The sequence below is a fragment of the Rhodococcus shunpengi genome (assembly GCF_048381395.1).
Lineage (GTDB): Bacteria > Actinomycetota > Actinomycetes > Mycobacteriales > Mycobacteriaceae > Rhodococcus.
The window spans coordinates 613,327-626,180 of the sequence record NZ_JBLWIU010000034.1; the positions used below are offsets into that span (position 1 = coordinate 613,327).

11 protein-coding genes are annotated in these 12,854 nt (G+C 67.3%); 8 read left to right on the forward strand and 3 right to left on the reverse strand.

Features of this window, described 5'->3' with window-relative positions; genetic code table 11:
- Positions 1 to 33: 33 nt before the first annotated feature.
- The 3 genes from ACNJ7K_RS23135 to ACNJ7K_RS23145 all read left to right on the forward strand — a co-directional run bounded on the left by ACNJ7K_RS23135 (position 34) and on the right by ACNJ7K_RS23145 (position 3,421).
- The gene (locus ACNJ7K_RS23135; RefSeq protein ID WP_487042225.1) at positions 34 to 1,323 is read left to right on the forward strand and encodes an acyl-CoA dehydrogenase family protein; all 1,290 of its coding nucleotides are present in this window, start codon (positions 34 to 36) and stop codon (positions 1,321 to 1,323) included.
- Complete coding sequence (locus tag ACNJ7K_RS23140) at positions 1,323 to 2,438, forward strand: phosphotransferase family protein (protein WP_487042226.1); 1,116 nt, start codon at positions 1,323 to 1,325, stop codon at positions 2,436 to 2,438. Before ACNJ7K_RS23135 ends, ACNJ7K_RS23140 begins: the two co-directional genes overlap by 1 nt.
- An 89-nt stretch (positions 2,439 to 2,527) precedes the next feature.
- Positions 2,528 to 3,421, forward strand: coding sequence for a TIGR03619 family F420-dependent LLM class oxidoreductase (locus ACNJ7K_RS23145; RefSeq protein ID WP_487042227.1), 894 nt, complete (start codon positions 2,528 to 2,530; stop codon positions 3,419 to 3,421).
- A gap of 80 nt (positions 3,422 to 3,501) precedes the next feature.
- Here ACNJ7K_RS23145 and ACNJ7K_RS23150 read toward each other — a convergent pair whose 3' ends face one another.
- The 3 genes from ACNJ7K_RS23150 to ACNJ7K_RS23160 all read right to left on the reverse strand — a co-directional run bounded on the left by ACNJ7K_RS23150 (position 3,502) and on the right by ACNJ7K_RS23160 (position 6,493).
- Positions 3,502 to 4,221 (reverse strand): SDR family NAD(P)-dependent oxidoreductase, encoded by a 720-nt coding sequence (locus ACNJ7K_RS23150; protein ID WP_120282496.1) that lies wholly within the window; start codon positions 4,219 to 4,221, stop codon positions 3,502 to 3,504.
- Between the two features lie 98 nt (positions 4,222 to 4,319).
- Positions 4,320 to 5,573 carry an MFS transporter gene (locus ACNJ7K_RS23155; protein ID WP_487042228.1) on the reverse strand — a complete coding sequence of 418 codons (1,254 nt, stop codon included), beginning with the start codon at positions 5,571 to 5,573 and terminating at the stop codon, positions 4,320 to 4,322.
- A 131-nt stretch (positions 5,574 to 5,704) separates the two neighbouring features.
- Positions 5,705 to 6,493, reverse strand: coding sequence for a FadR/GntR family transcriptional regulator (locus ACNJ7K_RS23160; RefSeq protein ID WP_120282498.1), 789 nt, complete (start codon positions 6,491 to 6,493; stop codon positions 5,705 to 5,707).
- A 141-nt stretch (positions 6,494 to 6,634) separates the two neighbouring features.
- Here ACNJ7K_RS23160 and ACNJ7K_RS23165 point away from each other — a divergent pair, with 141 nt between their 5' ends.
- The 5 genes from ACNJ7K_RS23165 (at position 6,635) to ACNJ7K_RS23185 (ending at position 12,790) form a co-directional block, all read left to right on the forward strand.
- Positions 6,635 to 7,441, forward strand: coding sequence for an SDR family NAD(P)-dependent oxidoreductase (locus ACNJ7K_RS23165; protein WP_487042229.1), 807 nt, complete (start codon positions 6,635 to 6,637; stop codon positions 7,439 to 7,441).
- Between the two features lie 204 nt (positions 7,442 to 7,645).
- Positions 7,646 to 8,863: a CaiB/BaiF CoA transferase family protein gene (locus tag ACNJ7K_RS23170; protein WP_120282500.1), complete on the forward strand. Its 1,218-nt coding sequence runs from the start codon at positions 7,646 to 7,648 to the stop codon at positions 8,861 to 8,863.
- Between the two features lie 114 nt (positions 8,864 to 8,977).
- A complete protein-coding gene (locus ACNJ7K_RS23175) occupies positions 8,978 to 10,147 on the forward strand; it encodes an amidohydrolase family protein (RefSeq protein WP_059381447.1) in 1,170 nt (389 codons plus the stop codon).
- Positions 10,148 to 10,392: 245 nt separating this feature from the next.
- The gene (locus tag ACNJ7K_RS23180; protein ID WP_120282501.1) at positions 10,393 to 11,646 is read left to right on the forward strand and encodes an acyl-CoA dehydrogenase family protein; all 1,254 of its coding nucleotides are present in this window, start codon (positions 10,393 to 10,395) and stop codon (positions 11,644 to 11,646) included.
- An 82-nt stretch (positions 11,647 to 11,728) separates the two neighbouring features.
- Entirely contained in the window at positions 11,729 to 12,790 is a 1,062-nt protein-coding gene (locus ACNJ7K_RS23185) for an extracellular solute-binding protein (RefSeq protein WP_120282502.1), read from the forward strand.
- Positions 12,791 to 12,854 lie beyond the last annotated feature (64 nt).

Genomic DNA, 12,854 nt, shown 5'->3' on the forward strand with positions numbered 1-12,854 from the left:
GAACTTTTCATCACACGGTAGGAGACGATCGACATGGCATGGGATTTCGAAACGGACCCGGAGTTCCAGGAGAAGCTGGACTGGGTGCAGACCTTCGTGAACGAGGAAGTGGCCCCCGTCGACCGGGTGATCGAACACGCCTGGGACGTGACCGATCCGACGCGCAACAAACTTATCCGTCCGCTGCAGCAGATCGTGCGGGAGAAGGGCCTGTGGGCCTGCCATCTCGGCCCGAAGCTCGGAGGTCCGGGCTACGGGCAGCTCAAACTCGCACTGCTCAACGAGATCCTCGGTGCCACCCACAGCGGTCCGGTGGTGTTCGGCTGCCAGGCGCCGGATTCCGGTAACGCCGAGATCCTCGCGCACTACGGCACACCGGAGCTGAAGGAACGCTACCTGCAGCCGCTCATCGACGGCGAGATCGCATCCTGCTACTCGATGACCGAACCCCAGGGTGGCTCCGATCCGACCAGCTTCGTCACCCGCGCGGTGCGCGACGGCGACCACTACGTCATCAACGGTGAGAAGTGGTTCTCCTCGCACGCACGGTTCTCGTCCTTCCTCATCGTGATGGCCGTGACCGATCCCGAGGCTCCCCGGACGAAGCGGGCGTCGATGTTCGTCGTCCCGATGGACACGCCGGGTATCGAGATCGTCCGGAACGTCGGTGTCTGGGGTCACCAGGAGTCCGAGGGCACGCACGCCTACATCCAGTACACCGATGTGCGGGTCCCGGCCGATCACCTCCTGGGGGAGGAGGGCGAGGGCTTCGCGGTCGCACAGACGCGTCTGGGCGGCGGACGGATCCACCATGCCATGCGCACGGTCGGCCTGGTCAAGGCGTCGCTGGACATGATGCTCGAACGTGCCGTGTCGCGGCAGACGCGCGGCCGTTCGCTCGCCGACATGCAGTTGGTGCAGGACATGATCGCCGAGTCGTGGGTCGAACTCGAGCAGTTCCGCCTTCTCGTGCTACGGACCGCGTGGAAGATCGATCGGCTCGACGACTACAAGAAGGTCATCGCCGACATCTCCGCTGTGAAGATGGTGATGCCGAAGGTTCTCAACAATGTCGTCTCCCGCGCGATCCAGCTGCACGGTTCGCTCGGTATCTCCACCGAGATGCCGTTCGGCAAGTGGCTTCTGGAGAGCTACCACATGGGCCTGGCGGACGGCGCGACCGAGCTGCACAAGCAGCAGATCGCCAAGCAGTTGCTGAAGACGGCGACGCCGGCCGAGGGGCTGTTCCCGACGACCCATCTGCTCGCACTGGATGCTGCAGCAGAGGCCAAGTTCGGGTTGCCGGCGCTGGGGGTGCAGTGATGACGGGCGTCGCCGAAGAGTCGCGCGTCGAGGGCGTGGAGGAACCGCGGGTCGAGATCGCGCCCGTCCGTCCCGGGGAGGAACTCGACTGGGACGCGCTCGAGGCCTACCTGCGGTCGAACCTCGACGGGCTCAACGGGGAGTTCTCGGTGCTGCAGTTCCCGCGTGGTTCGGCGAACCTGACCTACCGGGTCGCCTTCGGTGACCGCCTGCTGGTCGTGCGCCGTCCTCCTTTCGGGCAGATCGCGCGCGGCGCGCACGACATGGCGCGTGAGCATCGGGTGCTCTCCCGTCTGTACCGCGCGTACGACCGGGCTCCGCGTGCGCTGCTGCACTGTGCCGACACCTCTGTCGTGGGCGCCGAGTTCTTCGTCTCCGAGTACCGCGACGGAATCGTGGTGTGGGACGAGATCCCGGAGTCGATGGCACAGTACCCGGACGCCGGTCGGCGGATCGGCTTCGCCGTGGTCGACGGGCTCGCCGACCTGCATGCCGTCGATCCGGCATCGTGCGATCTCGCCGATCTCGGCCGGCCGGAGGGATATCTGGAACGGCAGGTCGCCGGGTGGGCGTCCCGGTGGGATGCCGTCGCCGAGTACGTCTCCGATCGTGAGGTCGCCGATCTCGTCGAGGAGGTCGGCCGTCGGATCCGGGCCGATGTCCCTGCGAGTCAGCGGGCCGGAATCGTGCACAACGACTACAAGGTCGACAACTGCCAGTTCCCGCACGGCGACCCCGACCGGGTCAAGTCGGTGTTCGACTGGGACATGGCCACGACCGGTGATGTGCTCGTGGACCTGGGCACCCTGCTCAACTACTGGCCGGACCGGACCGTGGCTCCCGACTCGGATGCGGCGTTCATCGTCGTTCCCGGTATGCACGCGCTCGATCTGCCGTCGCGGGCGGAGATCGTCGAGCGCTACGCCTCGGGCAGCGATCTCGACCTGTCGCGCATCGACTGGTACGAGGCCTTCGGCTGCTGGAAGACCGTGGTCATCCTGCAGCAACTCTATGCGCGGTTCATCCGTGGAGAGACCACTGATCCGCGTATGGGACAGCGAGGGGAGCTCGTCGCGCCGCTCGCGCGCCGAGCGCTCGGGCTGTTGCATGCCTGAGCAGAGATCCTGTCCGCACGGGGCACGTCCGGTGGTGCGAACCGCCCCCGGGCGTGCCCCGTCTCCGTTCCCGACCACGAGGAGAAGACATGCCCAACATCGGACTGTGTACCTACGGAACAACGCCGCTCGACGCGCTCGAACTGGCCCGCGCCGCCGACGAACTCGGATTCGACGCGCTGTGGCTGGGGGAGCACGTGCTGCACCCGACCTCGTACGCGAGCGACCATCCGTCGACGGGGACCCGCCAGCACCATTCGGGACCGATCGTCGACGACACCACCGAACTCACCGATCCGCTCGCGCTGCACGCGGCGATCGCGGCGGTGACCGAGCGGCTGAAGCTCGGTACGGCCGTCCACGTCACCGCGCTGCGTCATCCCCTGCACACCGCGCGTACCACGATCACCCTGCAGGAACTGAGCGGTGGGCGGTTGTTGTTCGGTGTCGGCGCGGGGTGGCTCGCCGAGGAGTTCGCTGCACTCGACGTGCCCTTCGCCGGGAGGTTCTCGCGCACCGACGAATGCGTGGAGATCCTGCGGAAGGCGTGGGCCGGCGAGTCGTTCTCCCACGAGGGCGCCCATTATCGGTTCGACGAGGTGCGGCTGCACCCGCGAGCCGTGTCCGTGCCGGTCGTGTACGGGGGCAACGGTCCTCGGGCCCTGTCCCGTGCGGCGCGTCTCGGTGACGCCTGGATCTCCTCGGGCACACCCACCTTCGAAGAAGCCGTCGATCTGGTAGACAGCCTGCGCCGTCATCGCACGGACGCGGGTGGGAATGCCGAGTTCCCGTGTTACGTACGGGTCGAGGTCACCGAGGCGACGACGGCGGCCGATCTCGAACGGTACCGGGATCGTGGACTGGACGATCTGGTCGTGTGGGCGGATGCGGGATGGAAGGGCGCCACCGTCGCGGAGCGACGTGAGAATCTCGCGGCCCTCGCGGACCGGCTCGGTGTGCGATCGCCGGCGCTCCACCGGTGAATCCGATTCGCCGGTGAAGCGGATGCAGAAGAGGACCCCGCGGATCGCCCGCGGGGTCCTCCTGTATCCAGTGGCCGGGATCAGCGATCGGATGTGGTTCCGGTGACGGGGATCAGCGCGCCGGTCACCGAGCGGGACGCGTCGCTCAACAGGAAGGTGATGACGTCGGCGATGTCGGCCGGGCGGGCCCACGACGAGGTGTCGGCGTTCGGCATCGCGCTGCGGTTGGCGGGGGTGTCGATCATCGACGGCACGAGACCGTTGACGCGTATGGCGTCGGGTGCGTACTCGACCGCCATGCTCTGGACCAGTGCCGCGACAGCGGCTTTGGAGGCGATGTAGCCGGCGGCTCCCGGGAACGGGCGGGTTGCGGCGGCCGACCCGATGCACACGACCGATCCGCCACCGCGTCGGATGAGTTCGGGCAGCGCGGCCTGGGTGACGAGATAGGCGATCCGCAGGTTGAGGGAGAGCTGGGCGTCGAGCACCTCTACGGGTGTCTCGTGGACGCGGCTACCGGAGTGGAAGCCCCCGACGAGGTTGACCAGGCCGGTCAGGGGGCGGGACTCGTCAGCGGTCGCGAGGCCGAGCACCCGCTCGACGTCGTTCTCGTCGGACAGGTCGGCCTTGACGAGGACGAGATCGGGGTGGGGGGTCAACCGGTCCGCTTCGGCCTCGTCGTACCACGGGACGACCACCCGGGCGCCGGATGCGAGGAGCCGTTCGGTGACTGCGGTGCCGAGACCACCGGTTCCGCCGGTGACGACGACGGAACCGGATCCGAGGGAAAGTTCGCTCATGACGTGGCCTTTCGTGCCGTAGGCAGAAGAAGGAATGGACGACCAAAACATCGTCATATTTGGGATATTAGAGAGCATAGCGCGTGCAGTGGCCCACGTCACCCCCGAATCGTAGAGGGACTCCCTGCAGTCGCTCGATCAGGGCCACCCTCACCGGAAACATCACGTCGAGGTCGCGGAGGCAGGCTCTTCCGGCCGAAGGCGAGGGCGCCCAGTCCGAGGGCGGTCGCGCCCGCCGCCGCGGCGAACGGCACGGACGGAGTGGTGGCCTCCCCGAGCCATCCGGCCAGCCACGGCGCGCAGGCGCCCCCGCCGAAACGGACGAAACTGTAGCTCGCCGCAGCTGTGGCGCCGTCCACGGGGGAGACGTGCATGCCGATCTCGGTCACCAGTGCGTTGAGCACGCCGACGAACAGCCCGGAAGCGACGATGCAGACCGTCACGACAACTCTGTCCTCGGTGAAGACCGCGACGAGCGCGATCGTCGTCGCGAACAGGGCCAGTGACGCTGCAACGGTCGGCACGGCACCGACCGATCCCCGCAGACGGGGTGCGGCCACGACCGACGCGAAGACCAGACAGACACCCCAGCCGGAGAACACGAAACCCGTTTGTGCGGGCGAGAACCCGAGCACGAAGGGTGCGTAGGAGAACACCGTGAAGAGACCGAGATGGTAGAGCAGCGACACCGCCGCGACCGAGAACAGACCGCGACGGGCGAGGGCTCGGAACGGCGCGACGAGCGAAGTCGGTTCGGCGGCACGCGGGGTACGGGGGAGTACGACCGCCAACAGGACGAAGGACAGGGCGACCAGGAGCGCGGACCCGAGAAAGGCGGCCCGCCACGAGATCTGCCCGAGGAGACCACCGACGAGCGGACCGGTGGCGATGCCGGCTCCCACCGCGGCCTCGTAGTAGGTGATCGCGCGTGAGCGCCGTCCCGGCATCGCGGCCACGATCGCGGCCAGGGCCGTTGCGACGAACAGTGCGTTGCCGAGTCCCCAGCCCGCGCGCAAACCGATGATCGGCCCCAGTGTCCACGATGCACTCGAGCCCACCGCGGCTGCCGCGATCAGGGCCAGGCCGACCAGGAGGGTGGCGCGCACCCCCGTGCGGCTCGAGATCCAGCCCGTGACGACCATCGCCAGACCCATCACCGCCATGTAGCTGGTGAACAGCAGGGAGACCTGAGCGGGGGACCCACCCAGTTCGTCGGCCAGGGACGGAAGGATCGGACTGACGACGCCGATGCCCATGAAGACACCGACGGTGGCGAACGAGATCGCCCACGCCGCGCGGGGGAGCGCGGTGCGTGGGCGCGGACTCGTATCGGAAACAGCCTTCGACGACACGCGGAGCTCCGGTTCGGTACGGCGACCTGCGTCGGCGATCCGGCGGCCGTGCAGGCACGCCGGGCCGTGGGTGATCGATGTGCAGGTCGCGGGCGGATGCCCGGATGCAGGTCGTCGCCGAAGGGGAGGGCTCAGCGCCAGTCCACGCGTTCGTCCAGCATTCGGGGGTTGAGGGCGGAGAGGCGGTCGATGACCTCACGCATGTGTTCGCGGGCCAGGCGGCGGGCGCGTTCCGAGTCGCCGGCGGCGATGGCACTGTGGATCGCCTGGTGCGGACCCTCGAAGCCCTCGCGCTCTTCGTCGTCCCAGACATCGGGGTGTGCTTCGAGCATGCGGAAGGTGTAGATGTGCGCGAGCGCCGAGCCGGTGAGGGTGAGCACGTAGTTGCCGGACATCTCCCGCAAGGTCTGGTGGAAGCCGACCGCGGTGTCGACGACCTCGTCGTCGGTCATCTCCGGCACGATCTGTTTCCCGGCCAAGGCGTCGAGATCGACGTCCTCGCCGGCGGCGACACGGTCGGCGAGCATCGCCGCTGCGAGGCCCTCCATCTCCAGTGCGGCCTCGGCCACCTCTCGGAAACGAACACCCTTGGCCTGCAGGTACATCGACAGTGTGTCGCCGAATTCGCTCCCCGTGGGTTCGGAGACGATGGGCCCACCGCCGAGACCCTGCCGAACCGTCACCAGGCCCTGGGCCTCGAGTAGTCGCAGCCCTTCGCGGACGGAGGCGCGGCCGACGCCGAAGCGTCGAGCCATCTCGGACTCGGCTTCGAGGGCCGAACCGGGAGCGAGCTGCCGGTCGGCGATCTCCTTGGCGACCATGCGTGCCACTGTGCGCGAGACCTTCTCGGTGCGAGTCATGGCTACCGCGCGTCGTCGCGCGGCGGTGTCCGACTGCGAACTCGTGAAGTTGCGGGTCATGGTGTCCTCGTCGTCTCTGCAGGGGCCCGCACTCGTCCGAGCGGGGGTGAGCGTGCGGCCGAGTATAGGGAGGAAGCCCGGTGTTGAGGGCTAGGTGGAAATATATGTATGTTTCGGTTAGTTGATGTTATACCACTCTCTATGACTCAGAACACACGTATACCCAGAGATTCTGCGAACGACACCGGCGCGGGCGCTCTCGTCGGACAGCACGCCCTCGTGACCGGAGGGAGCGAGGGCATCGGCTACGGCATCGCCGAGCGTCTGCTCGATGCCGGAGCGACGGTCTCCCTCGCGGCACGTCGGCCCGAAGTGCTCGACGCGGCGGTCGAGAGACTGCAGATGCGGTGCGAGGCCGCGGACCGGGTCTCCGGCGTCGTCGCGGACATCAGCGACGCGGACTCCATCGCCGCGATGTTCGAGACCGCGGAGGATCGGAACGGGCCGCTCAACGTACTCGTCGCCAATGCCGGGAGTGGGAGTGTGGTGCCCTTCCTCGAGCTCACGCCGCGGCAATGGCAGGACTGCATCGATCTGAATCTGACGGGGACGTTCCTCTGTGTGCAGGCGGCGGCGCGATCCATGGTCGAGCGTGCGGACGAGAACCGGTCCATCGTCGTCGTCTCCTCGATCCGCGCGCTCGGTGCCCGGCCCTCGCTCGTTCCCTACGGCACCTCGAAGGCGGGCCTGAACCAGCTCGTCCGCCTCGCCGCCTACGAGCTCGCGCCCACGGGAGTGCGCGTGAACGCGCTGTCGCCCGGCATCACTGCGACCCCTCTCGCCCAGGACCGCAACAACCTGTTCGACGAGCGCGCCGCGACGGTCCCCATGGGCCGGGCCGGCACCCCGGCGGACATGGCCGCTGCCGCACTGTATCTCGCGAGTCCGGATTCGGCGTTCGTCACCGGCACGAACCTCGTGGTGGACGGGGGTGAGTCGCTCTACTGACCCGCCCTGCGTGGCGTCGCCTCGCGACCTCCCGAAAAAATTGTGATGTACAACGCACAAAACATTGCTATAGTTACGGTGTTTTCAGCTCGCGTTCGAGCTTCCGCCGAATTCCCGACCCGCACCTCACGGAGTCGCTCGGCGCTCACTTCCCATGCTGTACGCGGCCTCTCGTGGCCGTGAGACGACGAAGGAGAACACTCGATGACCACGGTGATGAACGGGATCAAGGTCGTAGAGGTGGCGCTGTACGCGTTCGTCCCCTCGGCGGCCGCGATCCTCTCCGATTGGGGAGCCGACGTCGTCAAGATCGAGCACTCGGATTTCGGCGACCCCACCCGCTCCACCGCGGCCTGGGGCGTCCCCGCCCAGGTCGACGGCCTCGCGAGCCTGTTCGAGATCAACAACCGCGGAAAGCGCGCCGTCGCACTGGACATCGCCCACCCCGAGGGGCGCGAGGTGCTCATGAAGCTCGTCGAATCCGCCGACGTCTTCATGACGAACTTCCTGCCGGACGCGCGCGCCAAGCTGGGTATCGACGTCGACGACATCTTCGCGCGCAATCCGCGGATCGTGTATGCCCGCGGCACCGCTCAGGGCGTCGCCGGCCCGGACAGCGACAAGGGTGGTTTCGACGGCATCACCTACTGGGCGCGCTCTGGTGCTGCCGGATCCATCGCCCCGGACGATCTGGACTGGCCCGCCAACATGCCCGGTCCGGCCTTCGGTGACTCCCAGAGCGGTATGGCCCTGGCCGGCGGTATCGCGGCGGGTCTGCTCCACCGCGAACGCACCGGTGAGGGGATCGTCGTCGACACGTCGCTGTTCTCGGTCGGTGCCTGGGCGATGCAGGCGACGATTGCGGGCTGCCAGATGGTCGGTACCGACGAGTTGCCGTATCCCGACCGCCACAACCCGGTCAATCCCGTCTCCAACATCTACCGCACGAGCGACGGGCGCTACATCCATCTCGCGCTGCTGCAGAGCCAGAAGTTCTGGCCCGGCCTGTGCGAGGCGATCGGCCTGTCCCACCTGATCGACGACCCGCGGTTCGCGACCTTCGAGGACCGCGCCCGCAATTCCCGTGAGTGCACGGCGATCCTGACGGAGATCTTCGAGCAGCGCACCCTCGCGGAGTGGACCGACATCCTGGGCAAGCAGGAAGGGCAGTGGGATGTCTTCCGCAAGCCGATCGACGTGCTGTCCGATCCGCAGGCCCTGGCGAACGGCTTCGTCCGCACCGTCGAATACGAGGACGGGCGGACCCTGGACATGGTGACGGCACCGACCTCCTTCGGCGGGGAGGCCCCGACACTGACGCGAGCCCCGCATCACGGCGAGCACACCGACGAGGTGCTGCTCGAGCACGGTCTGGACTGGGACCGCATCGTCGAACTCAAGATCGCCGGCGCGATCAAGTAGCGCGTCTCCACTCGATCGAACAGAGCTTTCCGGTTGCGACCCGAGGTCGCCGCCTTTCCTGCGCACTCGCGCACCGACATTTTCGCTTCCCGATCTCCACAAGGAGGAGTTCTCGTGTACGACCTTCGCGATATCAAGATCATCGATACCGATACCCATGTCGTCGAACCGCCGGACCTGTGGACGTCCCGGATGTCGAAGAAGTGGGGCGATCTCGTTCCCCACGTGCGGTGGGACGAACAGCGCGGCGACGAGGCGTGGTTCGTCTCCGGTACCCGCATGAGCGCCGTCGGTGCGCCCGCGATGGCGGGCTGGCACGAGTACCCGCCGAGCTGCCCGCCGCGCTTCGCCGACACCGATCCGCGTTCGTGGGATCCCGCCAAGCGTCTGGCGCTGATGGACGATTACGGCATCCACGCACAGATCCTGTACCCGAACGTCGCGGTCTTCAGTCAGAAGACACTGCAGTCCAACGGATCCAACGATCTGCAGCTCGAGTGTGTCCGCGCCTACAACGACTACCTCACCGAGTGGGCCCAGTTCGCACCCGGCCGCTACGTCCCGGTGGGCATTCTGCCCTTCTGGGACATGGAGGCGACCATCGCCGAGGTCGAGCGGGTCGCGGCTGCCGGGCACAAGGGTCTGGTGTTCACGCAGAATCCGGCCGCATTCGGATTGCCGGTACTGACCGACCCGTACTGGGACCGCCTGTGGGCGTCCGCGCAGGAGAAGAAGCTGCCGATCAACTTCCACATCGCATCGGGCGAGGTCGATCTGAGCGGCTTCGGGCACGAGAGCAACGGTGTAGCGGCCAACTACGGCATGATGGGCATTTCGTTCTTCATGGATAATGCCCGCACGATCTCGCAGCTCATCTTCGGTGGCATCTGCGACCGGTTCCCCGAGCTGAAGTTCGTCTCCGTGGAGTCGGGCATCGGCTGGATGCCGTTCGCGCTCGAAGGCATGGACTGGCAGTGGCGGAACAGCGGTGTGCACAAGGAGCACCCGAACTACGAGCTTCTGCCCAGCGAGTACTTCAAGCGGCAGATCTACGGCTGCTTCTGGTTCGAGCAGGATTCGGCCCGCAGTGCGATCGAGCAACTCGGTGCCGACAACGTGCTCTACGAGACGGACTACCCGCACCCGACCTCGATGTCCCCGGGACCGGCGAGCGACGCCGTGCGGCCGGACGACTACCTGCGTCGCAACTTCGCGCACCTCTCCGAGGCGGACGCGCGAAAGATCCTGCACGACAACGCCGCGGCGCTCTACAACCTGGACTGACGTCCTCGAGTCCCAGGTGCCGGTCCATACCCTCGGGGCGGACCNCCGGCACCGGCGGTTCGCAGCCGGTCCCGGTCCTCCGGCGGGGTGACACGCATCTCTCGCATCACTGGACTGTGACCTAAATCTCCGTTAATATGCGTATGTTCCTAATGGATGCCGAGCGGGTAGCTTCTGCCACCGGCCGCGGACCGACCAACAGCCCGATCGCCCCACCCGGGACGATCTCAGCCAGTGGAGTATTCATGTCCCTCTCGGAATTCGAGACCCGCGCCCGTACCTGGATGACCGACACCCTGGCTCGACTGTCGTTCACCGTCCGCGACGACGAGTACGACGTCTCGGTCTTCCACGATCTCCCCGAAGACGAGGAGCGGGCGCTCCTCGACCGCCACCGCACCTGGCAGCGCGAGAAGTTCGACGCCGGCTACGGTGCGCTCGGATGGCCGAGCGAATACGGCGGCACGGAGACCGGAACCGATGTCGCGGAAGCCTTCGCGCGCATCGAGAACGAACTGTGCCCGCTCCCGCCGCACGAGCTCGTCTCGGTCACCCTGCATCTCATCGCCCCCACCATCAGGCTCCTCGGTACCGACGAGCAGAAGCAGCAGTTCCTGCCACGGATGCTTCGTGGCGAACTGCTTGCCTGCCAACTGTTCTCCGAGCCCGATGCCGGCTCCGACCTCGCGAATCTCGGAACACGCGCGGTCCGGGACGGTGACGACTGGATCGTCTCGGGGCAGAAGGTCTGGACGTCGGGAGCGCAGTTCGCCGAATGGGGCGAACTCATCGCCCGCACCGATCCCGACCAGCCCAAGCATCAGGGCATGACCGCATTCCTGATCCCTCTCGACGCTCCCGGTGTCGAGATCCGCCCGATCCGGCAGATGTCCGGGGGCAGCAGCTTCAACGAGGTCTTCCTCGACCGGGTCCGCATCCCCGACAGCCTTCGTCTCGGGGAGGTGGGCAAGGGATGGTCCGTCGCTCTGACCACACTCGCCTTCGAACGCGAAGGCGGCTCCAATACCGCGAATGTCGGCGGGCAGTTCGATCAACTCGTGGCCACGGCCCGGCGCCTCGGGCGCGACGAGGACCCGCGTGTGCGCGAGCAACTGGCCCGGGTGTACCTGCGCCAGCAACTCGCCGCGGTGGACCTGCTGCGGGACCGTCAGGCCCGCGACGGCGGGGCCGCGCCCTCGGCGATCGGATCCGTCCGCAAGATCCAATGGGTCGACAAGCTCGCCGCGGTCTCCGACGCAGCACGAACGGTCTTGGGACGCAACCTCATCGCCGACACAGGCATTCCCGGTACCTACGAATGGAATGCGCACGTTCTCGGCGCCCCCGGTTACAGCATCGCCGGCGGGTCGGATCAGATCCAGCGCAACATCGTCGCGGAACGACTTCTCGGGCTCCCCGCGGAGGCTCGGGCAGACCGTGGCCTGACCTGGCGCGAGGCGCGACATCGCGTCCACGGTCGGGTCGCTTCCGGAAGCTGAGCATCCCGGCCGTCCCACCGCATCGCCCTTGCGTCCCCCGGCGCACGGTCGCTCGACTCTTCAGAAAATCGAAAGGTCTGCCATGAGATTTCCGTCGCTTCGTCGCTCGCTTGCCGGAATCGGCATCTCTGCAGTGACGTTCGCTGCTGCTGCGTGCGGGTCCGGTACCACGGAGGTGTCCGCGGAGGATCTCGGTCCGGCCGGGGACAGCGCCTGGGAGGAACTCATCGAGGCCGCGAAGGAGGAAGGCTCGGTCACCTATCTCACCGGGCAACCGACGGACAACCTCCAGGAACTCGCGGCCCGATTCGAGTCGGTGTACGGCATCGGGGTGGAGATCGTCCGCGACAACGACGCCAACCTCCAGACCAAGCTGGCTGCGGAGGCGGAAACCGGTCGCCACACGGCCGATGTCATCGCCACCGCCTCCCGGCCCTGGGTGGACACGCGGCTGGCCGAGGACTACTTCGTCCCGGTCACCGGCCCCGCCTTCGACGCCGCCGAGTTCGACCGCGAGAAGTTCCTGCGGGACGACGACCGGATCTTCCTTTCGTCGGCCGCGGTCCTCACCTACGGCTGGAACACCTCCCGGGTACCGGACGGCGTCGACGGATACGAGGACCTGCTCGACCCCTCCCTCGCGGACGGGAAGATCGGCGTGATGCTGCCGGTGTCGTCCGCCATCGTGGACTTCTACGATTTCCTGGGGGACACGGTCTCACCCGACTACGTCGAGAAGCTCGCCGGTCAGAAGCCCCGCACCTATCCGGGCGCCCAGGCGATGGCCCAGGCACTGACCTCCGGTGAGATTGCCGCGGCCATCTACACCATGCCGCTCACCGCGGAGAAGGAAGCCGGTGCTCCGGTCGACTCCGGTCTGCCCTCGCCGGTCTTCGGGGCACCCTTCCTCACCGGGGTCCCGGCGACCGCACCGCACCCCAATGCCGCACAGTTGTTCGCGAACTTCCTGGTGACCAAGGCCGGTCAGGAAGCCGTCGCCGACCGCGCCGGCTCCGTGCTGCCCGACATCTCCACGGCCGCGACGTCCGCGGACGACATCTGGGTCAACAGCCGGATCGTCACCGCCGACGAGACCGAGGCCTTCCGCGCCGAGTTCGCGCAGTTGTTCGGCTCCAGCCAGTAGAACCCATCGATACCCGCCGCCGTCGGCAGCGCCGCCTCCGGTGCCCGACGAACCTTCCGGAGAC